Annotated in this window: 19 protein-coding genes; 12 read left to right on the top strand and 7 right to left on the bottom strand. The window is 34.8% G+C overall.

All coding sequences use genetic code 11. The annotated features are described in order from the left end of the window. The first annotated feature begins 18 nt into the window (after window positions 1-18). Both AMQ68_RS03960 and AMQ68_RS03955 read left to right on the top strand, forming a co-directional pair. A complete protein-coding gene (locus tag AMQ68_RS03960) occupies window positions 19-957 on the top strand; it encodes an AraC family transcriptional regulator (RefSeq protein ID WP_054509297.1) in 939 nt (312 codons plus the stop codon). A gap of 87 nt (window positions 958-1,044) precedes the next feature. Continuing rightward, window positions 1,045-1,809, top strand: coding sequence for an SDR family NAD(P)-dependent oxidoreductase (locus AMQ68_RS03955; protein WP_054510016.1), 765 nt, complete (start codon window positions 1,045-1,047; stop codon window positions 1,807-1,809). 125 nt (window positions 1,810-1,934) lie between these two features. On the opposite strand, the gene AMQ68_RS03950 is transcribed toward AMQ68_RS03955, so the two are convergent. From AMQ68_RS03950 to AMQ68_RS03930, 6 genes are all read right to left on the bottom strand, one after another. Beyond that, window positions 1,935-3,083: a methionine aminotransferase gene (locus AMQ68_RS03950; protein ID WP_054509296.1), complete on the bottom strand. Its 1,149-nt coding sequence runs from the start codon at window positions 3,081-3,083 to the stop codon at window positions 1,935-1,937. A gap of 185 nt (window positions 3,084-3,268) precedes the next feature. Next, window positions 3,269-4,612: a DUF3472 domain-containing protein gene (locus AMQ68_RS03945; protein ID WP_054509295.1), complete on the bottom strand. Its 1,344-nt coding sequence runs from the start codon at window positions 4,610-4,612 to the stop codon at window positions 3,269-3,271. Window positions 4,613-4,961: 349 nt separating this feature from the next. Then, window positions 4,962-6,191 carry a T9SS type A sorting domain-containing protein gene (locus AMQ68_RS03940; protein WP_160317959.1) on the bottom strand — a complete coding sequence of 410 codons (1,230 nt, stop codon included), beginning with the start codon at window positions 6,189-6,191 and terminating at the stop codon, window positions 4,962-4,964. Between the two features lie 269 nt (window positions 6,192-6,460). Next, window positions 6,461-6,631 (bottom strand): hypothetical protein, encoded by a 171-nt coding sequence (locus AMQ68_RS25240; protein ID WP_160317958.1) that lies wholly within the window; start codon window positions 6,629-6,631, stop codon window positions 6,461-6,463. Window positions 6,632-6,729: 98 nt separating this feature from the next. Then, window positions 6,730-7,464 carry a LytTR family DNA-binding domain-containing protein gene (locus tag AMQ68_RS03935; protein WP_054509293.1) on the bottom strand — a complete coding sequence of 245 codons (735 nt, stop codon included), beginning with the start codon at window positions 7,462-7,464 and terminating at the stop codon, window positions 6,730-6,732. After that, entirely contained in the window at window positions 7,433-10,294 is a 2,862-nt protein-coding gene (locus AMQ68_RS03930; RefSeq protein WP_123905599.1) for a histidine kinase, read from the bottom strand. Before AMQ68_RS03930 ends, AMQ68_RS03935 begins: the two co-directional genes overlap by 32 nt. 218 nt (window positions 10,295-10,512) lie before the next feature. On the opposite strand from AMQ68_RS03930, the gene AMQ68_RS03925 reads away from it, so the two are divergent. The 8 genes from AMQ68_RS03925 to AMQ68_RS03890 all read left to right on the top strand — a co-directional run bounded on the left by AMQ68_RS03925 (window position 10,513) and on the right by AMQ68_RS03890 (window position 19,774). Next, window positions 10,513-12,390 (top strand): DNA topoisomerase IV subunit B, encoded by a 1,878-nt coding sequence (locus AMQ68_RS03925; protein WP_054509291.1) that lies wholly within the window; start codon window positions 10,513-10,515, stop codon window positions 12,388-12,390. A gap of 52 nt (window positions 12,391-12,442) precedes the next feature. Further along, window positions 12,443-12,952 (top strand): hypothetical protein, encoded by a 510-nt coding sequence (locus tag AMQ68_RS03920; RefSeq protein WP_054509290.1) that lies wholly within the window; start codon window positions 12,443-12,445, stop codon window positions 12,950-12,952. Then, window positions 12,930-15,515, top strand: coding sequence for a DNA gyrase/topoisomerase IV subunit A (locus AMQ68_RS03915; RefSeq protein ID WP_054509289.1), 2,586 nt, complete (start codon window positions 12,930-12,932; stop codon window positions 15,513-15,515). The genes AMQ68_RS03920 and AMQ68_RS03915 overlap by 23 nt, the downstream gene beginning before the upstream one ends. An 11-nt stretch (window positions 15,516-15,526) precedes the next feature. After that, the gene (locus AMQ68_RS03910) at window positions 15,527-16,087 is read left to right on the top strand and encodes a hypothetical protein (RefSeq protein WP_123905598.1); all 561 of its coding nucleotides are present in this window, start codon (window positions 15,527-15,529) and stop codon (window positions 16,085-16,087) included. A 7-nt stretch (window positions 16,088-16,094) separates the two neighbouring features. Next, window positions 16,095-16,736 carry a rhomboid family intramembrane serine protease gene (locus AMQ68_RS03905; protein ID WP_054510015.1) on the top strand — a complete coding sequence of 214 codons (642 nt, stop codon included), beginning with the start codon at window positions 16,095-16,097 and terminating at the stop codon, window positions 16,734-16,736. Between the two features lie 30 nt (window positions 16,737-16,766). Beyond that, the gene (locus AMQ68_RS03900) at window positions 16,767-17,882 is read left to right on the top strand and encodes an AraC family transcriptional regulator (RefSeq protein ID WP_054509287.1); all 1,116 of its coding nucleotides are present in this window, start codon (window positions 16,767-16,769) and stop codon (window positions 17,880-17,882) included. Window positions 17,883-18,023: 141 nt separating this feature from the next. Then, complete coding sequence (locus tag AMQ68_RS03895; RefSeq protein ID WP_082383960.1) at window positions 18,024-18,812, top strand: SDR family oxidoreductase; 789 nt, start codon at window positions 18,024-18,026, stop codon at window positions 18,810-18,812. Next, window positions 18,809-19,774, top strand: a complete 966-nt coding sequence (locus AMQ68_RS03890) for an NAD-dependent epimerase/dehydratase family protein (protein ID WP_054509286.1) — start codon at window positions 18,809-18,811, stop codon at window positions 19,772-19,774. Before AMQ68_RS03895 ends, AMQ68_RS03890 begins: the two co-directional genes overlap by 4 nt. A gap of 56 nt (window positions 19,775-19,830) precedes the next feature. On the opposite strand, the gene AMQ68_RS03885 is transcribed toward AMQ68_RS03890, so the two are convergent. Continuing rightward, entirely contained in the window at window positions 19,831-22,332 is a 2,502-nt protein-coding gene (locus AMQ68_RS03885; protein WP_054509285.1) for a T9SS type A sorting domain-containing protein, read from the bottom strand. A gap of 446 nt (window positions 22,333-22,778) precedes the next feature. Here AMQ68_RS03885 and AMQ68_RS24795 point away from each other — a divergent pair, with 446 nt between their 5' ends. Then, window positions 22,779-23,975 carry an isochorismatase family protein gene (locus AMQ68_RS24795; protein ID WP_082383959.1) on the top strand — a complete coding sequence of 399 codons (1,197 nt, stop codon included), beginning with the start codon at window positions 22,779-22,781 and terminating at the stop codon, window positions 23,973-23,975. Continuing rightward, the gene (locus AMQ68_RS03875; protein WP_054509284.1) at window positions 23,965-25,242 is read left to right on the top strand and encodes a cytosine permease; all 1,278 of its coding nucleotides are present in this window, start codon (window positions 23,965-23,967) and stop codon (window positions 25,240-25,242) included. The genes AMQ68_RS24795 and AMQ68_RS03875 overlap by 11 nt, the downstream gene beginning before the upstream one ends. The last annotated feature ends 40 nt before the right edge of the window (window positions 25,243-25,282 follow it).

The raw sequence follows: 25,282 nt of genomic DNA, 5'->3' as shown, positions 1-25,282 counted from the left end.
TTGTACAAATCATAGATCATGGAAAAAATCGCACATGCTTCTTTGGAAGACTTCTATAAAGAGATGACGGCTAAATTGGGAAAGGACCTCGAAAGTATCTTTCCTAAAGGTCTTCACAAAGATATTGGGCACTTTAACGTCTTTGATATTGCTCAGACTATTGAGAAAATAAAGATAACTTCTGAGATGCCTTATAACAGAAGAAAGTATTACAAAATCAGCCTTATCCGAGGAAGAAATAGGGCAGAATATGCAGATAAAGTTATTCAGATCAAAAATAATGCTCTGCTGTTTGCTACTCCAAAAGTTCCTTATCACTGGGTTCCTGAAGATCCCGACCAGTCAGGTAGTTTTTGTGTTTTTACGGAAGATTTTTTCATTAAAAATAATTCCAGAAGCTCTCTTGAAGATTTACCAATTTTTCAGCCCGGAAATATTCCTTTATTTGAAATCGATGATGAATTGGCCAACGAGATTGAGCAGCTTTTCACCAAGATTAAAAAAGAAATTGCTTCAGATTACCTATTCAAATATGATCTCATTAGAAATTATGTCGTAGAGCTTATTCATTATGGTCAAAAATTACAGCCGGCTACAAAGCTGTCTACTTCCAGTGACGCCTCATTAAGAGTGGTTACTTTGTTTATAGAACTGCTTGAAAGACAATTTCCCATAGAATCTAATGAGCAAAGATTACAACTTAAAACGGCAAAAGATTATGCTGACAGGTTAGCGGTGCATGTGAACTATTTAAACAAGAAATTAAAAGAGAATACCGGGAAAACTACAACTGAATTTATTGCAGACCGAATGATTCAGGAAGCAAAAATATTATTAAAACAAACAAAATGGAATGTCTCAGAAATATCTTATGCACTGGGATTTGAAGAGATCGCTCATTTTTCAAACTTCTTTAAAAGGAAAACGACTGTTACGCCGTTAGAATTTCGTTCGTGATTTGAATTTTGCAAATATCAGATTGATTCAAGCAAATACATCGATCATAAAATACCGCAACTTTGTCTCATTAAAATAATGAAAAAAATGGATACTCAAACAAAAATCGCATTAGTAACCGGTGGAAGCCGTGGATTAGGAAAAAACTCAGCACTTAAAATCGCTCAGAAAGGTCTTGATGTCATCATTACGTACCGAAGCAATAAGGAGGAAGCAGATAAAGTAGTGGAAGAAATTCAGGCATTAGGTAGAAAAGCAATTGCTTATCAATTAGATACAAAAGATATTAAAAGTTTTGATGCTTTTATAAAAACAGTTGGTGATCATTTGGAAGAAAATACAGGAAGCCGAAACATTGATTTTTTGATCAATAACGCGGGAACAGCTTTATATGCACCCATTGCAGAAGTTACAGAAGATCAGTTGGATGATATGGTAGACATTCATTTCAAAGGAGTGTTTTTCCTGACTCAAAAGTTGTTGCCTTTTATTAATGATGGAGGAGGAATTGTAAATGTTTCTTCGGGATTAGCAAGGTTTGCATTGCCGGGATCTTCTGTGTACGGATCTATAAAAGCTGGAGTTGAAATGTTGACAAAATACATGGCGAAAGAATTGGGCTCAAGAAAAATCAAAGCCAATGTTGTAGCTCCAGGCGCTATAGAAACTGATTTTGGAGGTGGTAGAACGAGAGATGATAAACAGATGAATGATATTATTTCAAGCATTACAGCATTAGGAAGAGCTGGTTTGCCGGATGATATCGGTGGAGTAGTGGCTTTCTTGTGTACAGAAGATGCGCGTTGGATTAATGGACAAAGAATTGAAGCTTCTGGAGGAATGTTTTTATAACATTTAATAAAATAAGAGAGCCTCACTTGAAGCTCTCTTTTTTCTCTCGGAGATGTAAAATAACGCAGATTTTGGATACAATCATCTGCTTGATCCGCTACATCTCCGAGAGATTTTAAAATGAATTATATTTTCGACAAATTTTCAATCGCCCTTTCCAGAGTTTCCTGTTTTTTAGCAAAACAAAGGCGTATTACATTTTCATTCAGTTTATTTTTATAGAAAGATGAAAAAGGAACGCTGGCTACTTTATGAGTAATAGTTAGTTCACTGGCAAAATCAAAATCGTTTTTATCTGAAATTTTATCATATTTCAACGCCTGGAAATACGTTCCTTCACAATCCAGTAACTCAAAAGAGGTATTGGCTAAACCTTGTCTTATAAAATCTCTTTTTTCCTGAAAGAATTGATTCAGATGATTGTAATGATCATCATTTTTCATGTATTCAGCCAAAGCCAGCTGAATCGGAGTGTTCACACAGAAAACATTGAACTGATGCACCTTCCTGAATTCATCAGTTAAAGCCTTAGGCGCCGCACAATACCCAACTTTCCAGCCTGTAACATGGAAAAGTTTTCCGAAAGAGGCTACCAAAAGACTTCTTTCTTTTAGCTCAGGATATTTACTGATGCTTAAATGTTGTTTTCCATCGAAGACAATATTTTCATACACTTCATCACTTAGAATCAATATTGAAGTATCTTTTACAATAGAGATCAGTTCCCGAATATCATTTTCCTTTAAAATCTTTCCAGACGGATTATTCGGATTGTTAAGAATGATCATTTTTGTTTTTTCACTCACCAATCCTTTCACTGCATTCCAGTCGATTTCATAATCAGGTGCTTTCATTTCAAACCGTTTCACAATTCCCCCGAAAAGTTCTACCGTAGGTTCATAGCAATCATAAGCAGGTTCAAAGATAATGACTTCATCACCTTTTTTAATGAACGTTGCAATGGCGGTAAAGATAGCCTGAGTTCCGCCTGCTGTAACTGTAATTTCTGAATCCGGATGATAAGTTGCCTGATGGCTGTTTTCTATTTTTCTTGCGATCTCTTCCTTTAAACCGATCATTCCGCCCAAAGGAGCATACTGGTTAAACCCTTTTTTAATGAAGTGATCTACATGATTCAATAACTCAAGATCAGGCATGAAATCCGGAAACCCTTGTGATAGATTAATAGCTTCATTTTCGTTGGCCAATTGGGTCATCTGGCTAAAAATGGTGGTTCCTACATCGGAAAGTTTAGAAAGAGGAAGTTGTATCATTGAATGAAATTTTTAAGGAAAATCGAATTTACTTTATTTTTTCAAAAAATAGTAGAAAAGTTCCAAGATTATAATGGCTTTTTTTAATGCGGAAAGTTTTTTGTTGTATTGAAAAACAGATTCTAACAAAATAATAAACTAAACGACAGCATTTCGATAGTCGTTTAGTTTTAAAATTGAATGGATTATTTTGAGATTAATAATTTTTTCGAACTTATATTTTGGTTAGATTTCAGTTCAACGATATACGCTCCCGGGAGAAGATTTTCGGTATTGATTCTTATATTTTGATTGCTGTCTAGGTTCCCTGATTTTTCAATAAGTGTTCTTCCTACGGAGTTGGTGAGTTTTACAGTCACAGCTTCTTTTTGGGAAAGACTGGAGGAATGTACGTCTACATATTCCTTTGTAGGATTAGGACTTAAGGTAAATGTTTCAGCTTTTAATGTCTGAATATCCTCACTTTTGCACGATGAATTTATGGTTTTTGTTTTAGAGACAATTCTGCCTAGAATATCTTCTAAAATTAATTCTACTTTGTCGCGCTTGTTTGCAGAAATTGAGACACTTGTTTTTTGTGGATTTACTTCGGAAGCTACAATTGAATTGTTAATTTTTATCGTGTACTTAAACTGAGGAATTGAGGATGTAGCTACTTTCCATGATATATTGTTTTTTGATAAAGATTGAATGGTGAAATTTAAATCAGGAAAAAGAGTGTTAGGCGTTGAAAGTACTTCACTTGCAGGAAGACTGAGGGTTAGAGGAGGGTTTCCCGTAAAACTAGGAGTTGTATTTCCACCACTTTGCATAAAAAAAGCTCCATTAACTATTCCGGCATCTACAGCATTGGTATAGTTTGAAGATCTAGGTTCTACATTACGTCTATAATTAGCTTGAGCCATTGGTTCCCATGTTCCATTAACTAATCTTTTAAATCCATTTTTTATTTCAAATCTTCTGGTTTTAGCCCCTTTGTCTAGCCAGTCTTCCAGAAAGGAGTTTGTTTTTCCATTGAAACGGACATTGGCAACAGGATAATCCATCGTTACCATATGGTACCATTTATTTTTATGATCTCTGTATATCCAAAAACCAAAATAGGTGTGATTATTGACATCCCAAGATCGGGTAATCACCGTATTCCATTCATTGAGGTCCCATTTAATGTCTTCATTATAAGATTTTAATCCTGTTCCTTCACCACCAAAGTTTTCTACAATAGTGCCTGGTCCTTCGTAGGCTGCTGTAATAGGTTGATGATTGCTAGGATCCCAGATAGAGAAGATGAAAAGTTTCCCTTTGTCCGGTGAGTCTTGAAATCCGCAATAGCCACCACCTTCTGCACCGGCATTCCATTGCATGGTAGAATAATACGTTGCTTTTGCGGTGATTGTAGATCTTACTGTTCGCACAAGTATATCTCCTGATCCTGTATCATTAGCAGTTAGATGTGAGGAAGGAGCGGAGTTCTGGGCGAATACATGAGCCGTTATAAAAATTGAAAGAATAAATAATGTTTTTTTCATAATTGAGATTTTAAATGTTGTTTTTTTATGTTAATCATCATGATGATTGGTTTTTTGTGATGTTGTAAAAAGTATTATGAACTAATTATTAAATTAGAAAAATCTGTCTGTGAAGAGGTTTGGCGTGGCCAATACTTTCCTCCAATGCCTAAAATGGCAATGGGTTATACTATTTTCAAAGAAGTAAATAGAGGAGAGCTTAATTTACTTCTCTCTAATATAAGAAAAAAATAATAACCAGCAAGGGATTGGTTTTGGATTTGAATTTTTACATTATACAGGGTAGATCATCCATAAAAAAAGACTATCCATATCAGGATAGTCTTCATTATTGTAATATTGTGTTGATCTATTTAGAGATAATCAGTTTTTGAGAACTGGTTTTTCCGTTTGATTTTATTTCAACAATATAATTTCCTTGGATCAGGTTTTCGGTATTTAGCTTAATACTTTGTCGGCCGCTATCAAGGTTTTCAGATTTTTCAAGCACTACTTTTCCGGAAACATCCATTACTCTTACAGATAAGATTTCTTTTTTAGAAAGGGTAGTTTGTATTTCTACAAAACTTTTAGCAGGATTAGGAACCAGAAAAACGTCTTTTTGTTCGGCTTGGCTCAATTCTGTTTTGGAAATTGCTTCTAGCTGCGGAACAGGTGATTTTAGATCAAGGGTAGCATCATTTTTTGTAGCCAGGCGGTCTTTTGTGTAGCAGAAAGTAAAACATTTCATGCATATTACTTTTTTCTCTCTAGACTCAGTTACACATACCGTATACGTTCCCGGATTAGCATAATTGTGAGATAAAGTAGATATGATGTAAGGTTGTGTAGCAGTTCCGTCACCCCAGTTTACCGCATATGTACTTCCAGGATTTCCAGGGGTAGAAACAAGGATAGGGTTAAGCAATGTAAGGTTGGCAGTAGATGCACCGGATGTTGTATTGAATGAAGTTTCAAGTTTGAAATCTGCCGTACAGCCATCACAAGATTTTACACAGATATTATCATAATACACTCTTTCGCTTGGGCTTGATGTATAATCTGGAGATACCATTACCGCGGTAGAATTATTCATAACATTATTGAAATCTGCACACGTCATGCCGGCAGGCATCGTCCAGGTTCCTTCAGAGTTACTGGGCAGAACACCGCCTACACAATTGGCGATAGGTGCACGTACTCGTACCCAGCCACTGTTTGGGGTTACGGTAATATTCGCTACAAAAGAAATAATTTGGCTTCCTGCCATAATGTGGATGGTAGGATGAATCGGCGCACCATAACCACCGTCTTTTTCAAGATAAAAATCAAAATAAAGGCATTGTCCTAAAAATCGTTGCCCCAAACTTTTAAAATCTGAAGGATTGATATACCATGAACCGCCAGATTTATCATCCAATATAATATACTGGGTTCCATCTAAAGGGTTGGGGCTACCGCTGGAAACACCTACTTGCCCGTTGGGATAGGGAGCCGGAGTCCACAATCCCGGAGGATTATTGGGATCATTAAAATCTGAACAAGGAGCCTGTGCATTGAAAAGACATCCTAATAAAACGAAAAATGTTAAAAAATACATTCTTACCATAATCTAAGATTGATTTTATATATCAAAAATCAACAAAAACTTTAGGGATTAATATTTTATGATTTAGTTGTATAAAAGTAGATGGATATTCAATATCACGGTATGGAGGACTAACAAGTGTTGTGTTCTCACTAATAAGTGTTGATTCATTTCTCTTAAATGTGATTTAGTTTAAGTTTTATTGATTTCCCAAATAGTTAAAAATAGAAATGCCCTGCAGTTGTCTACAGGGCATGTTGGGGATTTAATCGGGTTGATTTTTAATGAGGATTAGTCGGTTTCACAGGTTTTAAAATATCCCACATAGAGCATACACTTACACAAGTTTGAGCCAAAACAAAATCTCCTGCATAATCATTTCCGCAGTAGCATGAATATCCACCGCTTACAGATTTCAGCTCTTCTCGGGACAATTTCTTTACGTTTTTCATAATAATTCTGAATTAATTTAGATTTCAAAAATATTCTGAACGGTAAATATTCCCAATCAGGAATCAGTAACTGTGCCTGTTTTTCTAATAAGTGTAATCTAATCCAGATGTTCTATTTTATATAAAAAGTCATTTTTTTTACGAACGGACACATCCAAAATAGAATTGTCTGTCATCACTACCTGTCCGCCTTTGCCTTTCAGATATTCTTTTAAATGAATAAGATTGATAAGATGTTTATGATGGATCCGGAAGAAATTATGCTCCGAAAGATGTTCTTCAAAGTCATGTAATGTTTTAGATACAATGATCTTAGTTTTATCGGTAAGATAAAATGTAGTATAGCTGGAATCGGCCTCACAGCGGATAATATCAGTGATATTGGTGAGTTTAAACCCCTGTAGCGTAGGAAGGCTTATCTTGTTTTTAGAAGGATATTGAGCAGAAGAAGTACCTTTATTTTTTTTAATGTTATCTAAAGCTTTACGTACTGCAATAATAAAATCAATTTTTTTGATAGGCTTTAAAAGATAATCTGTAGCGCCGTTTTTTATCGCCTGAATGGCAAAATTTTCAAATGCGGTAATAAATATAATCTGAGAATCAACCTCCCTGAACTTCGATAAAAGATCGAAAGCGGTACCGTCTTTCAGCTGTATATCCAGAAAAAGAATGTCGGGGGTATTTTTGGTCAGATAAATATAAGACTCCTCAACACTCGATGCCTGAAATGAGATCTGAATGTCCGGAAACTCGTTTTCTAATAAAAGAGAAATGTAATCTCTCCCGTCTTTTTCGTCATCAATGATGCAGACTTGTGTTTTGGTTTTCATAGGGCGTTATATATAGTTTAATTTGAGTTCCTGGTTTTTGTTGGCTGTCCTGAAGATTATTGATTTCTAAAATAATATGAGTGTCGAAAAGTTGTTTGAAAGTTTCGATTCTTTTTTGCGATAATTTTACCCCAAAAGAATTTATTTTCCCCATGGATTCAGATGTATTGTTGATGCCTACACCATTATCTTCAATCGTTATGCAAAGCGAAGAATCAATATGATCAAATGAAATATCAATAATTCCTTTTCTGTCTTTAAGATTGGCAATCCCATGTTTTAGGGCATTTTCAGCGAAAGGCTGTATCAATAAAGAAGGAATGATCCAGCTTTTATCTACTTTTTCAGAAACGGTGATCTTATATTCAAACTGGTCTTTTAAGCGAAGTTTTTCCATATTTAAATATAAAGATAGATACTCGACCTCTTCATTGACAGGCATAAAGGTTTTCTCTGAATAATGAAGCGTTTTTCTGATCATTTGTGAAAAAACATCAAGATAGTTTTCCGTTTCCTGGTAATCTTTTTTATACAGCAAAAACTGAATAGAATTAAGACAATTATAAATAAAATGAGGATTGATTTGCGCTTTTATAGCCTGAAGTTCAAGCTCGGCAATTTTCTTCTCGTAGTAAAGGTTTTCTAGTTTCTTATTTCGTTTTTTCTGAAAATATAGGTTGATAAGAAGGAAAATAATCGCGGCAAATACCAAGATTGAGAAAACTTTAAACCACCAGGTTTGCCAGAATTTAGGACTGATTTCAAAAGCCACATCAGACGAAATATAAGATTGTTTGCCATTATAGCCCAATCCGAAGACTTTAAAAATATACTTTCCGGGCGGAATCGCATTAAAGGTAATAATGGGTGAATTGCTGATCTGCCAATTCTCATTTAAGCCTTCCACTTTATATCTATAATTGATTTTTCCTTGTGAACTATAATCAGGAAAACTTAGATTAAAGCTTATATTATTATCCGGAGTTTGTCCTGTAAGGTGCTGTTGTCTGTCAAAAAACTCTTTGTTTCCAATAGTAACCGAGTTGATAATTACTTTTTTGTTTATGAATTTTTGTTGGGTAAAAAGATCATGAATGGGAAGAACGCCCAATCCTTTTGAAGTTCCTACATAAACGGTATCATTTTTTATTACGCATCCCGCCACCACATTAGAAGGAAGCCCGTCTGTCTGAGTGAAATTATTGATTTTAAAATGCTTCTCTTGTATTTCAATTCTGCAAAGGCCTGAATTTGTACTTGCCCAAAAGGTATGATCATTTTCAACTTCTATTTTTTTGATCTGGCTGGTCGGAAGCCCCTCTTTTTCTGTGATTTTTCGTGTAATCCCTTTATTATTAAATAAAATGATTCCGTTGAGATTAGTTGCTCCTACATATACATTTTGCTTGAGTTTTTTAAGGTCGGTAAAATAATATCCTTCTAAGAAAAGGGTTTTCTTCTTGGTGTTACTATTCAGTTTGTAGAGGTCTTTAAAGCTCCCGACAAAAATACTGTCCTGATGATAAGGTAAAGCATTATACACTCTTTCTTTGAGGATTTCGATGAAGGTTTTATTGAGGTAATGATAGGCTGTCAGGTCATTGCTCGTACAAAGAAGAACAGAATTCTCAGTGTATGGAATGATATTTTTAATGTTACATTCCCGTAAAATTTCTTTTTTCCTGGTACGGATATTATACTGAATAAGAGTTAAACTCAATCCGAAAATGAGGGTGTTTCCTTTCGCATAAATTGCTTTATGTTCAATTTTTCGGTTTTTCTCAAGGACGATGTTTTCTATCTTTTTTGAGTTGAAAATTCCGCTTTTAGCTTCATTGTATCCTAAAATTATGTTGTTGTCATTTTTAGCAATAGCCGTAATATATCCCGAATTATTTTTAATGGGTAAATGAATGTAATTTTTAAAAAAACGATCTCCGATAAAGAAAATACCATTGTTCCGAGTAGAAAACCAAGCGTTATTATCTTTATCCATCATGATATCATTGATAATATAATCGTCTAAGATTCTGGTAGGCGTAGACAGTTGTAGTGTATCAAATTCTAATAAGGATTCTTTAAAGTATAAGGAGCCGCCTTTCTCCAGACAAAGCCAAATTTTGTAGTTTTTATCGACAATCATTTGGTGAATATTTTCATTAATGGTATACGACTGAAGCTTTTTAAAATGAAAATTATTTTCTCTTTTATAGATCTCTATTGTTCTTTTATGCCTGAAAATGAAATAATCTCCTTTTCTAAAAATGGCAGTGCCTTTCCCAGAGAAAATATTACAGGGCGTCATTGTTTTGTTGATGATATGGTAAGCCTGAATGTTTGTCTTTTGGTCAGAAAGATAGAGGAGATGGTTTGATGGGTCAAAACCAAATACATAATTTGTGATATTGGGGCTATTCTTGAAGTATAAAGGGATGGTACTTACTTTTCCGTTTTTATATTGGTATAAATTTTTAGGATTGTAAGTGGTGTAGATAATGAGAGATTCTTTGTCGATATAAATGTCCGGATTATGCCCGAACTGTATTTTTCTGAGCTCTTTATTGGTGTCGGAATTAATGATTTTCCCATTTTTAAGATAAGCAAAATCATTCAAAAAAGGATTGATGAAAATTTCACCGTTTGATAAAGGATAACAGGCTAGAACGTCAATATTTTTAAGGCCGTCTTTTTTATTATACTGTTTAAATTCTTTTCCGTCAAATCTGAATAATCCATTATCACTTCCTACCCAGATAAATCCATTATTGTCCTGGCTCAACCTGTACGTGTAAGAACTGTTTAACCCATTTTCTTCACTATAATTTACCAATCCCGGAATTTGGGCTGAAAAAAATGTGGAAAAGAAAATTATAAATGAAATTAAATAAAGTATAGTTGGTTTTTTCACATTATATTGAATAATACTGTAAATATATAGTTTGATTGATAATATTACAATACATAGAAGAAAATCTTTAAAAAACGAATTGAAAAAATTCGGATAATTTTGTCCAATTTCGTACTTTTGTATGTTTGCTGAAATAATATATGTCACAAGAAATAAATCCAATCTATTCCGAAGATAATATCAGAACCCTCGATTGGCAGGAGCACATTCGTTTACGTCCCGGAATGTATATCGGGAAGTTAGGAGATGGCTCATCTGCTGATGACGGTATTTATATTTTGCTTAAAGAAATTCTGGACAACTCTATCGATGAGTTCAGGATGAAGTCGGGTAAAAGAATTGAAATAAAAGTGGATGACGGTAAAGTTGCGATTCGTGACTTTGGCCGTGGAATTCCATTGGGAAAAGTGGTAGACGCTGTTTCCAAAATGAATACCGGAGGTAAGTATGATAGTAAAGCCTTCAAAAAATCGGTAGGTCTGAATGGGGTAGGTACGAAAGCGGTGAATGCCCTTTCAGAATATTTCCGTGTACGATCTTTCCGTGAAGGGAAAATGAAGATGGCCGAGTTTTCTCGTGGAATGATCACGGAAGACTATGAAGAAAAAGATACTTCAGACAGAAACGGAACTGAAATTTCATTTGTTCCGGATGGAGAAATTTTCCTTCATTTCAAATACAGAAAAGAGTATATCGAAAGAATGCTCCGTAATTATGCGTACTTGAATCCCGGATTGAAAATTATCTTTAACGGAGAAACATTTTATTCTGAAAATGGTCTTAAAGACTTATTAGAGGAAGAAGTGGAAAGCGAAATTCTTTATCCAATTGTTCACCTGAGGGATAATGATATTGAATTGGCGATTACCCATTCTGATAAATCTCAAACGGAGACCTATTTCTCATTCGTTAACGGACAAAATACAACACAGGGAGGGACGCACTTAAATGCCTTCCGTGAAGCGTATGTAAAAACGATCAGAGAATTTTTTAATAAGAATTTTGATGCTTCTGATATCAGAAAATCAATCATTGCAGCGATTTCCATTAATGTGGAAGAGCCTGTTTTTGAATCTCAGACCAAAACGAAATTAGGATCCAATGATATTGGCCCGAATGGACCAACGGTAAGAACATTTATCATCGATTTCCTGAAAAGTAAACTGGATAATTTCTTACATAAAAATCCTGAAATTTCAGAAGCCATTCAGAGAAAAATATTGATTTCAGAAAGAGAAAGAAAAGAGCTTTCAGGAATTCAGAAGTTAGCAAGAGAAAGAGCAAAGAAAGTGTCTCTTCACAATAAAAAACTTCGGGATTGCAGACAGCATTATAATGATCAGAAGGCAGAAAGAAAAGGAGATACACAGATCTTTATTACCGAGGGAGATTCTGCATCAGGATCTATCACAAAATCCAGACAGGTAGAAACGCAGGCCGTATTTTCATTGAAAGGAAAGCCTTTGAACTGTTATGGTCTTACGAAGAAAGTGGTGTATGAAAATGAAGAATTTAACTTACTTCAGGCCGCTTTAAATATTGAAGAAAGTCTTGAAGATTTAAGATATAATCAGGTTATCATTGCAACCGATGCCGATGTGGATGGGATGCACATTCGTTTGTTAATGATCACTTTCTTTTTACAGTTTTTCCCTGATCTTATTAAGAATGGACACCTTTATATCCTTCAAACCCCTTTGTTTAGGGTAAGAAATAAAAAGGAAACAAGATATTGTTACACAGAGGTAGAAAGAGTAAAAGCATTAAACGAGTTGGGTAAAAACCCTGAAATTACTCGATTTAAAGGATTGGGAGAGATCTCACCCGATGAGTTCAAACACTTCATTGGTAAAGATATTCGCTTAGAGCCTGTAGTGCTCGGCAGAGATCAGACCATAGAACAGTTACTGGAGTTTTACATGGGTAAAAATACACCAGACAGGCAATTATTTATTCTGGATAATTTAGTTGTAGAAGATCCGGATATTGATAAAAAAGTAATACCAACTGAAGGATAGATGAAATAAATTTATAAAGTAAAAACCAAATCACAACCACAACACTAGTAATATGAGATTAAGTAACCGTAACAAAGCTTCGGTATATAACTTTGTGAATACGCTATTAATAATGGGCGTTTTGGTTGGTATTGCAGCTTTTCTATTAGAAGAATACAGATTCAATGTATTAGGATTAGAAGGCTATTTATTACCAATTATTCCTGTCGGTTTATTAATTGCTTTTTACTTACGAGGAAGGCAGATTTTTGAATATGATAGTGATGGGGAAGCCCTGAATTTTAAAAACAGAAATATTGTTCCTTTTTTAGACAAACCATTAAGTGATGAATTCCCAAAATACAAACTGCTGAGCTATGAAATAATAGATATTTTCTTTATTAAAAGACTTTATATTACCATTTCAAGCAAAGTTAGTGGGTCCACGATGTTAAAATACGAAATTTCGTATCTCACAAAAAAAGAAATTACCGATTTAAAATTCTCTTTAAGTAGAGTCATAAAAGCTAATAACGAGAAAAAAGAGTTAAAAATAAAAGATGACAGAAGAACACTCTCATGAAGGTGAAAGCTTAAAAAAAGTTTCCGGTCTTTACAAAGATTGGTTTCTTGATTATGCATCATATGTAATTTTAGACAGGGCAATTCCGTCTGTTTATGATGGTTTAAAGCCTGTTCAGCGAAGAATCATGCACTCCATGCGTGAGCTGGAAGACGGTCGTTACAACAAAGTTGCCAATATCGTTGGAAATACCATGAAATATCACCCTCATGGTGATGCGTCTATTACTGATGCCATGGTTGCCATTGGACAAAAAGAACTCTTAATAGATACTCAGGGAAACTGGGGAAATATTTATACAGGAGATTCTGCGGCGGCGGCGAGATATATTGAAGCAAGATTAACGCCTTTTGCATTAGAGGTTGTCTTTAACCCTAAAACAACAGATTGGGCAAAATCTTATGACGGAAGAAATAATGAACCGATAGACCTTCCTGTAAAATTCCCATTGCTTCTTGCTCAGGGAGTTGAAGGAATTGGTGTTGGACTTTCAACCAAAATTCTTCCCCATAACTTTAATGAACTAATTAATGCTTCTGTTGCCTATTTAAAAGGTAAAAAGTTTGAGGTATTTCCTGATTTCTTAACCGCAGGATATTTAGATGTTTCTGAATATAACGACGGTCATAGAGGAGGAAAAGTGAGAGCCAGAGCGAGAATTACGCAGACGGATAAGCATACTTTAGTGATTACCGAGCTTCCTTTTTCTAAGAATACAAGCGACTTAATTGATTCGATCTTAAAAGCAAATGAAAAAGGGAAGATCAAGATTAAAAAAATTGAAGATAATACATCTGATAAGGTAGAAATTCTTATTCACCTTCCTAATGACTCTTCACCTGATAAAACAATTGATGCTTTATATGCATTTACAGACTGTCAGGTAACCATTTCACCCAATGCATGTGTAATTGTTGGGGATAAACCGATGTTCCTGAACGTTTCTGAGATTTTAAGAATGAATACGGATCATACGGTTTCATTGCTTAAAAAAGAATTGGAGATTGAGCTTCACGAGTTGCAGGAAAACTGGCATTTCTCTTCATTGGAAAGAATTTTCATTGAAAACAGAATCTACCACGATATTGAAGAAGTTGAAACCTGGGATGATGTTCTATTAACAATTGACAAAGGCTTAAAACCTCACACGAAACATTTGTTAAGAGCAGTAACACAGGAAGATATTCTTCGATTAACAGAAATCAGAATTAAAAGAATTTCAAGATTCGATTTAGATAAATTTAAAGAAAATATTGCCGCTCTTGAAGGAAAGATAGAGTTGGTAAAACATAACCTGGCTCACCTTATTACCTATGCGATTGATTATTATTTAAATATTCAAAAGAAATTTGGTAAGGATAGAGAAAGAAAAACAGAGCTTAGAATTTTCGATACCATTGATGCAAGTAAAGTTGCCGTAGCCAATGAAAAATTCTATGCTAATTTTGAAGAAGGGTTCATCGGAACTTCTCTTAAAAAAGATCAGTATTTATTCGACTGTTCAGATATTGATGATATTATTACTTTCAGAAAAGACGGAAGTATGAAAGTGGTAAAAGTGGAAGCCAAAACTTTTATCGGAAAAGATATTTTACACGTTGCCATTTTCAAGAAAAGTGATAAGAGAACGGTTTACAACATGATCTACCGTGAAGGAAGAGAAGGACCTTATTATATGAAACGTTTTTCTGTAACTGGGGTAACCAGAAATACAGATTACCCATTGGCATCGGATAAAAAATTCTCTGAAACGCTTTATTTCTCAGCAAACCCGAATGGTGAAGCTGAAACGGTATCGGTACTTTTAAAGCCAAACCCAAGAATCAGAAAAAATAAAATGGATATCGATTTCTCAGAATTAGCCATCAAAGGGCGTGATTCTAAAGGGAATTTGGTGACCAAATATTCAATTAAAAAGATCGATCTTAAAGAAGAAGGCGTTTCTACGTTGGCTCCAAGAAGAATTTGGTTTGATGATACGGTAAGAAGATTGAATGCAGACGGAAGAGGAACTTTACTCGGAAGCTTTAAAGGAGATGATAAAATTTTAATTGTCACAGGGAATGGAGAAGCTAAATTGATTTCTTTTGATTTAGGAAACCGTTTCGATGATGAATATCTGATCTTGGAAAAATGGAGACCTAACCAGCCCATCACCTGTATTTACTATGATGGCGAGAAGGAAATTTACTTTATCAAACGATTCTTGCTAGAGAATAATACAAATCCACAGGCCTTTATGCCATCAGAGCATAATAAATCATTTATTGAAAATATAATTGTGGCCAATAATTGTACTGCAGAGATTGCTTTTGCAAAAGACAAAGGAAAAGAACGTGATCCTGAAACCATTAATATCGATGAGTTTATTGCGGTGAAAGGAATTAAAGCTATTGGTAATCAGTTTACGAAGTTTAAAGTAAAAACAATCAACGTAACCATTCCGGAACCTGAAGAGGAAGAGCCTGAAGTATATGAAGAACCTGATAATACTGAAGGGACAGATGATGATGGAGGAGTGATTGGTGATTTGTTTGATGCAGGAGAAACTGAAAGCGAATAGAATATAAAACCATGAAAAAAATTGTATTTCCTGTGCTCATCTTTATGATGGGCTTTTCCTGCAAAGAGAAAAAAGAAAAAATAACTGAAACACCCAAGGTGGAAACCAAAATTGCTGATTCAGCCCAAACAATAGAGCCCGAAGAAGCAACAGAAGGAGAAATTAGAAAAGAAGATACCGACTATGAAGCAGTCAATAAAAAAGACTTTGCAAAATGGAAAGGAGAGTATCATTTGGATTATCTTGATTACGCAGGAGAAAATGATGGGACAAAACTGAAAGCCAAATTAGTATTGGATGGTCCTGAAGATGGTCATTTTTATCTTTGGTGTGAAAAGCCGAATGATACCACAAAATTGGTCATGCAGCATGTGTATGGAAGTTTCGGTAAAATGAATAATGAAAATACAGCCGTTAAATTTTTACCCGAAATCATTATTGAAGGAGAAAATACAGGAATTGATCTGGACTTTTTTTTATACAACAAAAATAATACGTTTTATATTAAAAGTGACATGATTCCTTCCGAAGGTGGAGCTACAAAAGAGCTTCCGATTCAAAAAATTAAATAAAAAAAATATGAATATCATCGTTTTAGTAATTATTGCCGTGACCTGTATCATCAGTTATATGGGGCTTAATAATATTCAATTATTTGAAAAATATAAGTTTAATATTAATGCAATCAATTCAAAAAAAGAATATATAAGATTGGTGAGTTCAGCGTTTCTTCATGCTGATTTTATGCACTTATTTTTCAATATGTTGTCTTTATATTTCTTTCAAGGAGTGGTTATTCATTTTTTTGGAAGTATAGGTTTTCTAATTATCTACTTTGGATCCATGATCCTAGGGAATTTATTTAGCTTACTTATTTATAAAAATCAACCTTGGTATTCTGCAATTGGGGCTTCAGGTGCTGTTTCAGGGATTATTTTTGCTTCTATAGCAATGGCTCCCAATGAAATCAGCGTTAACTTCTTACCGGGATGGCTTTTCGGAACATTATATTTTGGATATTCTGTTTATATGATGTTAAATCCAAAGCAGTGGGATAATTTGGGACATTCAGCACATTTGGGAGGCGCATTCTTCGGATTGGTATTCTCTATTGCGATGCATCCGGATCTTGCGATCAATAACTTTTTATATTTAGGAATAATGTCACTTCCCTTATTATACCTAAGTTATGAGATCTTTGTGAAGAAAAAAATAGGTTAAAAATTAATCTTTTTTAAAATAATAAAACCAATGAACACTACAGAGTTAAACAATTTTATCGTTATACTTATTTATGGTTCATTGGTTTTACTTTCTTTATTGGAGCTGACCAATCCTTTAAAGGGTAATAAAAAAGCAAATGCCTGGTTTGGAATATTTCTATTTTTATGGTCTACCTTTTGGCTTGATGAAATTCTGTCATTGGCGAAAGGTTCAGAATTTGATGTGCATTCGTTGCTTTTTGTACAGGTTATACAGTTCTTGACGCCTATTATATTTTATTTCAGTGTTCTGTTTTTCACGAACCCTGCCTTTACATTCAAAATTTCAGATCTGAAATATGCTATTTTACCGGTTATTTTCTTAGCCAATATACTATTTCATCGTTTTGTAGTTTTTTATATTGATGGGGTCTTTCAGATCGTTTTTCTTATACTTATTTTGTCTCAGGCATTATTCTATACAGTGCTTTCTTATATTACCATTCGAAAACATCAGAAAAGAATTCAATTATTTTCTTCCAATACAGAAGGGATAAATTTAAACTGGCTCGAACACATTATTGTAGTCATCTTTGTCATGAATATTATATTCTTGATCTACAATATCTTTTATGACGCGAATGCGCTGAATTATTTAATGAATTTCATTTTTCTGATGGTTGTTTATTTTGTAGGATGCTATTGTTTAAGACAAAAGGAGATCTATCCTGTAGAAGAAAAACAGCTTCATGAATTGATTTCCATAGAGGATATTTCTAATGACAAAGAAGAGGTAAAACGCAAGCTGATTTCCGACGAAGAGCTTTCTAAAATTAAAACAGCATTGGAAGACGTGATGAAAGTTGAAAAACCATATCTCGATAGCGAACTGAATCTGATTAAGCTTTCTCAAATACTTTCTGTATCTACTCATCAACTTTCTTATGTAATCAACACAGGATTCCAAAAGAATTTTTTCCAATATGTTAATGAATACAGAATCGAATATGCCAAAATACTATTGAAAGATAATGGTAGCAAACTTTCGACTTTAGGAATAGCCTACGAGTCTGGATTCAATTCTAAAACTTCTTTTAATACAACCTTTAAAAAAATCACCCATCAGACGCCTTCTGAATTCAAAAAAATAAGTTCAGGTTTATAAGTTTTAACTTTTCTCAGATTTAACCATTTGATTATTAATTGATTGTTTTGTGTTCTTTTTTTATGAAAAGACGTTCGCTCCGATAGGTTGGAACATTAAAGAGGCTTTTTGAAGATACTTTTGTCCCATAAAATTTGCTTTATGGAAATGAAAAGAGAGTCATACGCAGTGGTCACAGGAGCCAGTCAGGGGTTGGGGAAAGCATTTGCCGAGAGTCTGGCCAAGAAAAATATCAATGTAATTTTAATAAGTCTTCCCGATCAAAACCTGAAAGAAGTAAGTCAGGAAATTGCAGAAAGCTATCACGTAAAAACCGAATATTATGAAGTAGATCTTTCGGTGAATGAAAACATTTTTAAACTGACAGAATGGTTGAATAACTCCTTCGATATTCATATTCTCATTAATAATGCAGGGTTGGGAGGAACCATGAAGTTTGTGGATGCCACGCCTGATTATATCAATACTATTTTACAGGTAAATATTGCTGCAACTTCCTTAATCACTCATCAATTACTTCCCAATTTATTGAAACAGCCTCAGTCATACATTCTAAATGTTTCGAGCATGGCAGCGTTTTCTCCCATTGGTTTTAAAACAGTTTATCCAGCTTCAAAAACCTTTATCCATTCTTTCTCAAGAGGTTTATATGAAGAATTAAAAGATACCAATGTTTTTGTAAGTGTTGTAAATCCGGGAGCCATGAAAACCAATAATGACGTTTGCAAAAGAATTGAAAAACAAGGCTTTTTAGGAAGATTAACCCTTTTAGATCCTGATAAAGTGGCTAGGTATTGTATTGATCAACTTTTTAAAAGAGATTCGGTGATTATGGTGAATCCTTTTAGTTGGCTTGTGATGAAAGTTTTACCTATCTGGATTACGTTGCCTTTAATGACGATTGCAATCAAAAAAGAAATAGAAGCATGAAAAAAGTTTTTGTCACCGGAATTACGGGACTTCTGGGAGCTAATGTGGTTAATAAATTATTAGAAAATGGTTATTTTGTTATTGCTTTGGTGCGCAAGAAAAGCAGCTATTTGGGTGAAGAAAATAAAAACCTGAGATTAATTGAAGGAAGTTTATTCTATGACATTTCAAAATATTTGAAAGGGGTAAGCTATTTCGTTCACATTGCTGCAGAAACCAGCCACAATCTTCTCTCTTATACAGAATATATAAAGACAAATTATGATGCTACTATTCATTTATTTTTACTTGCTGTGGATGCTCAAGTTGATCGATTTCTATTTGTAAGTTCGGCCAATACATTAGGTTTTGGAAGTTTGGAAAAATTAGGAACTGAAAACTGTTTGCAGAAATATCCTTTCACGCATTCTTTTTATGCTAAAAGTAAATTGGAAACCGAAAATTATCTTCTTCAAAATAAGCAAGGAACCGAAGTGATTATTCTGAATCCCACTTTTATGATTGGAAAATATGATCGCAAACCAAGCTCAGGTAAAATTATATTTTGGGCATGGAAAAAAAAGTTTGTTTTCTACCCTAAAGGTGGAAAAAGTTTCGTTCACGCAGAAGATGTAGCCAACGGAATTTTGAAAGCCATTGAGAAAGGAAGAAACGGGGAGAAGTATTTGTTAACCAATGAAAATTTGAAATATAAAGGATTCTTTAATCGAGTAAATGCAGTAACGAATCAAAATCCGTTGATGATTCCAATTCCTGACTTTTTATTAATCTTTTTGGGGTTCATTGGAGATGTTTTACGAAGATTTAAAGTTAAAACAAACGTAAGTTCAACCAATATGAAAGCCCTTAGAATCGACAACTTTTACGATAATCAAAAATCAATTGATGAATTGGGTATGGAATATCAGCCTATTGAAAATGCGATTGAAGATGCGGTCTGTTTTTTTGAGGAGAGAAAATAAAAAAACCGCCCCAACAAATGAGACGGTCAAAAAAATATAAGGTTAGCTGTTAAAAATTATTTCTTGATGATCTTGTGATTTTCAATACCTTGTTTTGTTTTTACTTGAAGGAAGTAGATTCCGGTTTGGAATCCGCTCATATCAATAGATTGAATGTTTCCTTTGATATTTTTAATGATTTCTCCTGTACTATTCATTAAAATGAGATTTTCAACAGGAGCTTTTTCAGAATTTGAAATATAAAGAACTGTTTCTACAGGATTGGGATAGAATTTTACTTTTTCTACTCTATTTTCAAGAGTTCCCAAGACCCCTGAAGAGGCATATTGTGTTTTGATGTAAAATAAATTGGCAACACTTCCTTTGGTGATAGAATGTGAGCCTGTACTTACGGTAGGAATGATTACAATTCCTGAAGAAGCTGTATAAGAAGTTCCATCTACTTTTACTGTTCCACTGAATGTAGGATCAAAAACCAATGTTAATGATGAGGAAGCAGCGGTTGTAAAATTGATAGTGGTTGCAGACTCAATTTTCAGGCGCTTTGTTAATGTTAGTCCATCATAGTTCGTTGATCCATCTGTAGAATTGATATTGGACGAGGTAAACGAGTAGAATGAACTGCTTAAGTTAGAAGCTGTAAAATTATGGATTTCATTTCCTTGCGGATTCGTTCCCGTTGAAGTTACAGCAATACTTCCTGTTCCCGAAACTGAAGTTCCTGATGTTCCCATTGTGCTTATTGTGAAATCTACATCAGCAGTGGGAATACCCGATACGGTGATTGTTTTGTTCGTGGCATTTTTCACAAAGAGAATTCCGGAAGCGGGAAGGCCTGTTACCGTAGCATCGGTTGCGGTTCCTCCCCATGTAAAGACCATAGGTTCGATAGCACTTCCTGATGTTACGCTTTGGTCATTGTTTGATGCAATAAGCAATGTTTGAGAGCTCACAGGAGTTGAAGCTTCTCCTTGTACGAATACCAGAGCAGGCGTGTAACCTTGTAATACTGCCATCAATCCTGCATTTACCGCATCGGAAGTGTCATCAACAGCATTATTGAAAGCCCAATTGATGTCTCCACCAGAAACCCTTCCTGAATATTGTGTTACTTTATCTTTCGCGGCAGTCGGAGAATCCGGGACTAATGAATTGATATATAATGAAGCATTAGTATCAAAATTATTATACGTTGCATTTCCTTGGAAAGCTTTGATATTTGCACCTAATACCTCGTTTCTGGTTGTCGCTACATAGGCATCAAACTGAGCAGATGCACTCGTTGCATTGTAAGGAATAAAAGCATTTTGATTGATCATATAATTATCGAAAGCTTTGATCATTCCACCGTTTTCACCTGAAAAAGTTCCTGTAGAGTTATTGGCGATATCTGTTCCTTGTTTTGAGATCAGCATAGGGTATTTACAGTTTCTGAAATAATTTCCTTCTACAAAAACAGATGAACCTAAAGTTGATCCCACGCCATATTTTGAGTTTCCGTCATAATAATTGTTGTAAACATGAGCAGAATAATAACGAACACGCGGATGTCTTGAATCTGAATGATCAAACCAATTGTGATGATATGTAATGTAAAGTCCGGCTGTTGTTCCTTCACTTAATCCTAAAAGACAGCTTTTCCCGTTGTCCCAGAAATGATTGTAGGAAAAAGTAATATAGGTTGATTTTTTAGCATCCAATGCGCCGTCGCCTTTTGCCTGATCCGCATCTCCGCCTGGTTTTCCGTAGAAAAAGTCGCAGTTGTGAGCCCAAACATAGCTGTTATCCTGTTGTAAACTTAGATTATCACCTTCTGCAGCATCTGTCAGCATAAAGCCGAGATTCCTAACTTCAACATTGGTGGCATTTTTAATTCTTACGCCCCAGCCATTCACGACAGCGTCAGAACCAACACCTTCAAAAGTAACTGAATTGGCAGCAATTCCTTTGTTTTCAATAACAGCATCGCCATTCAGCAGATAACTAGGATCTGTAATGTTTCCAATTAATCTTACAACTAAAGGTCTACTGTCATTTCCTTTTTTAAAGCCATCCAAAATAGTTTGTAACCCAACACAAGGATTGGTATTAGCTCCTGTCACGTTCAGGGAAACCGTATTTTTTGTTCCTTGGGTAATATAAAGAACTACAGCATTTGATTTTAATGTACCGTTGAGGTTGTAGGCTCCGGGAATTCTTCCGTTGCTGTGGGCAAAACCTGTTCTGTCATGAGGAAGCACTGTTAAAGTATTTGATACTGCTTCAGGACCTTCCACATTGTTCGTCACGGGAACCACTTTTACCGTGTAATTTCCTGCACTAAGTCCTAAAATATCAGCTCTAAAATAAGAGCCGTAACTTCTGATAAGTTGGGGGTCTATAAGTTTGTTCGTAAGTCCACCGCCTGTATAATAGACTCTATAGCTGTCAACTCCGTTTATGGGAGTCCATTTTATATAAGCTGTTTCCAGCCAGCCCGTAGCTTGGGTAATGGTAACCTGCGCTTTCAGCCACATGGAGCTGAAGAGAAGCACGAAATAAATAAAGAATTTTTTCATGATTAATAATATTAATTGAGTTTAGTTTTTAACTTGATTTTGTTTGCGTAATCGATTGCGCACAAATATATATAAATTATCAATATAAATCATTTTGTTGTGAAATTAATTGTTTAATAGTTGTTAATTAGATTATTGTGTATTGTTTTAGGGGTTAAATTACAGATGTGTTAATTTTGCATTTAAAGTGTCTTTGTTAGAAGGCTTTTGAGGATTATTGAGACTTTTAAATGAGACTAAATACTCTTTAATTTTTAGGAACAGTATTCTTGAGAAATTGTTAAAATTTAAATGTCATTACGGTGAAAACAGACCGAAATTGATAGACTGATTTTGTAAGATCAAAAAAATACCGTTAAAAACAGGTTTTTTTTATTTTGTTTTAAACTCGAGTTTAGTAAGTTGGTATTTGTAAATCTTTTTTTAACAATTAAAAATCAACACAAATGAACCATTACAATGAAAAAGAAGGCAATCCTATTGCTGAAAAAAAGAAAGAAAATGCAGAAGAAATTATTATTAAAGCAACTCCTTACGATTACCCGTATAACAAAAATTTCACCGTTGAAAATACAGCGCTTATCATTATAGATATGCAAATAGATTTTTGTGGTAAAGGAGGCTATGTAGATTGCATGGGGTATGATATTTCTCTTACCCAGGCACCCATTAAGCCTATTAAAAATTTACTTGAATTAGGCAGAGAAATACCAGGGTTTACCATTATTCATACACGGGAAGGACATGATGATAATTTATCAGATCTGCCCGATAATAAAAGATGGAGAAGCAAAGGAATTGGTGCCGAAATAGGATCAGAAGGTCCAATGGGAAAAATTTTAGTAAGAAACCAACCCGGATGGCAAATCATAGAAGAATTAACGCCTTTAGCTCATGAGATTATTATAGAAAAACCGGGGAAAGGTTGCTTTTATGCAACAGATTTAGATTTAATTCTGAAAAATAAAGGCATTAAAAATTTAATATTAACCGGAATTACTGCAGATGTTTGCGTCCACACAACGCTTAGAGAAGCCAATGATAGAGGGTATGAATGCTTATTAGTAGAAGACGCTACAGCGGCTACAGAATACAGCAACTACTTGGCAGCGATTCATATGGTTAAAATGCAGGGCGGTATTTTTGGAGCTACGGCTACCTCTGATAAAGTATTAACAGCATTAGAAGCACTGAAACAAAAAGCAGAGGCCATACAATCTGTCATTCCTCTTAAAGAAACTCAAGTTTTAGAAGGTGATTCTCTTCCATGGCTCCCTTTTGAGGTACATCGTAAGGTAACGTATCAGGAAATTTTACCAGCAACTGTTGCTAATCAGATCAAAGTAAATGTAAATGCGGTTTTACGTGAGCGCATAGAAGTCGGCGGTCAGGTGTTACCGCATTACCATGATGTGGCAGAAGTAATACATATTATCAAAGGAAATGTAAAGTTGTTATTAAATGGAGTTTGGACCTCCTATAAAGCGGGAGATACCTTCATTGTTCCGGCTGAGGTGGTGCATTCTGTCGCCAATGATGATGTTGAAGCCACAGAGCAGGTCAGCATCTTTATACCGATCATCAATTCGGGAGTTTATAACACTGATTTTAAATCTTATTTAGTAGAAGGGTATGAGCAATAATAAAAACGAAAATCATCTAGAGGCAGAATATGAAAATTCGCCAGTTCCTTTGAGTGCTCGTAAAAGCCTATGGTCTGTTACCATGATCTGGCTGGGATTTCCAATGATTATCTCTGTTTCTGCTATAGGCGCTTTATTGGTTACAAGTCTTGGTTTTTATAAAGGAATTATGGCAATCCTATTAGGGAATTTTATTTTGTTTTCCTATGTTGGACTTTTAGGCGTTTTAGGGACCCGAAAAGGATATAATTTCACGTTGCAATCCAGTGTTACATTTGGAAAAAAGGGTGCTAAAGTGGTTTCTGCATTACTATCTACTTTAGTAATTGGGTGGTTTGCCGTACAAGTAGGAATGGTAGGAGACAGAGTTCACCAAGCATTTGGAAGTAATATTTTCTTAATTACCCTATTGGCGGGGATTGCTTATTTAATTCTTACGTTATTTGGCATAAAAGCACTCACTTATATTGGTATTATCTCGGCTCCTTTATTTTTTTTAGTAGGCACTTGGGTTTCTTACGAAGTGATTGCTAAAGTAGGGTGGGAGGTTATTAGTTCTTCAGAAGGAAATAATGCATTTTCTTTTGGAACAGGTCTTACGATTGTAGTGGGGACGTTTCTCGATTCCGGAACACTGACAAGTGATTTCAACCGATGGTCCAAAAACAGCAAAGAGTCGGTATTTGCTACTTTTTCTGCTTTTCCATTTGCCAATTCTGTGGCGCTGATATTCGGAGCTGTACTTGCGGGAGCCGCAATGAAAAATCCTGATGTATTTTTATTTTTAACCAATAAAGGAAGTGCAGCATGGTCTGTATTTGCACTGATTGTTTTGGTGATCAACTTAGGAAGTGTTTGCGCCCATTGTCTGTATAATGGAGCGGTGGGATGGGCTGCCATTTTGGGTGGAAAAATGAGATCTACAGCGACTGTTTTAGGGATTATAGGCACGATAATAGCCATTTCGGGCATTTGGGCTTATTTTGATAAATGGTTAATTATGTTGGGGGTTATCATTCCCTCCATAGGCGCTATCATTATTGTAGATCAGTTTATTGTTCGCAAGGGAGCGAGTATTGCATCAGCCAGTTCTTTGTATAATTCAAAAGCATTTGTAGCATGGGCAATAGGGGCTGTTTCGGGTATTATTACAGAGGTTTATATTCCTTCTTTATCTACTGCAGTGATTACGATGTTGCTTGGGGGCGGAGCTTATTATTTATTAACATTAAAGACGAAAGAACAATGGGTTCCTGAGAAAGAATGATTGTAAAATTGATTTCTATAGAATAATGAAACTACTTTTG

This window comes from Chryseobacterium sp. ERMR1:04, from assembly GCF_001297705.1.
GTDB lineage: Bacteria > Bacteroidota > Bacteroidia > Flavobacteriales > Weeksellaceae > Chryseobacterium.
This window is presented reverse-complemented; position numbering and strand designations above follow the sequence as displayed.

Coding starts and splice junctions, on each gene's coding strand:
- AMQ68_RS03960 (WP_054509297.1), top strand. CDS start 19: ATGGAAAAAATCGCACATGCTTCTTTGGAAGACTTCTATAAAGAGATG.
- AMQ68_RS03955 (WP_054510016.1), top strand. CDS start 1,045: ATGGATACTCAAACAAAAATCGCATTAGTAACCGGTGGAAGCCGTGGA.
- AMQ68_RS03950 (WP_054509296.1), bottom strand. CDS start 3,083: ATGATACAACTTCCTCTTTCTAAACTTTCCGATGTAGGAACCACCATT.
- AMQ68_RS03945 (WP_054509295.1), bottom strand. CDS start 4,612: ATGAAAAAAACATTATTTATTCTTTCAATTTTTATAACGGCTCATGTA.
- AMQ68_RS03940 (WP_160317959.1), bottom strand. CDS start 6,191: ATGTATTTTTTAACATTTTTCGTTTTATTAGGATGTCTTTTCAATGCA.
- AMQ68_RS25240 (WP_160317958.1), bottom strand. CDS start 6,631: ATGAAAAACGTAAAGAAATTGTCCCGAGAAGAGCTGAAATCTGTAAGC.
- AMQ68_RS03935 (WP_054509293.1), bottom strand. CDS start 7,464: ATGAAAACCAAAACACAAGTCTGCATCATTGATGACGAAAAAGACGGG.
- AMQ68_RS03925 (WP_054509291.1), top strand. CDS start 10,513: ATGTCACAAGAAATAAATCCAATCTATTCCGAAGATAATATCAGAACC.
- AMQ68_RS03920 (WP_054509290.1), top strand. CDS start 12,443: ATGAGATTAAGTAACCGTAACAAAGCTTCGGTATATAACTTTGTGAAT.
- AMQ68_RS03915 (WP_054509289.1), top strand. CDS start 12,930: ATGACAGAAGAACACTCTCATGAAGGTGAAAGCTTAAAAAAAGTTTCC.
- AMQ68_RS03910 (WP_123905598.1), top strand. CDS start 15,527: ATGAAAAAAATTGTATTTCCTGTGCTCATCTTTATGATGGGCTTTTCC.
- AMQ68_RS03905 (WP_054510015.1), top strand. CDS start 16,095: ATGAATATCATCGTTTTAGTAATTATTGCCGTGACCTGTATCATCAGT.
- AMQ68_RS03900 (WP_054509287.1), top strand. CDS start 16,767: ATGAACACTACAGAGTTAAACAATTTTATCGTTATACTTATTTATGGT.
- AMQ68_RS03895 (WP_082383960.1), top strand. CDS start 18,024: ATGGAAATGAAAAGAGAGTCATACGCAGTGGTCACAGGAGCCAGTCAG.
- AMQ68_RS03890 (WP_054509286.1), top strand. CDS start 18,809: ATGAAAAAAGTTTTTGTCACCGGAATTACGGGACTTCTGGGAGCTAAT.
- AMQ68_RS03885 (WP_054509285.1), bottom strand. CDS start 22,332: ATGAAAAAATTCTTTATTTATTTCGTGCTTCTCTTCAGCTCCATGTGG.
- AMQ68_RS24795 (WP_082383959.1), top strand. CDS start 22,779: ATGAACCATTACAATGAAAAAGAAGGCAATCCTATTGCTGAAAAAAAG.
- AMQ68_RS03875 (WP_054509284.1), top strand. CDS start 23,965: ATGAGCAATAATAAAAACGAAAATCATCTAGAGGCAGAATATGAAAAT.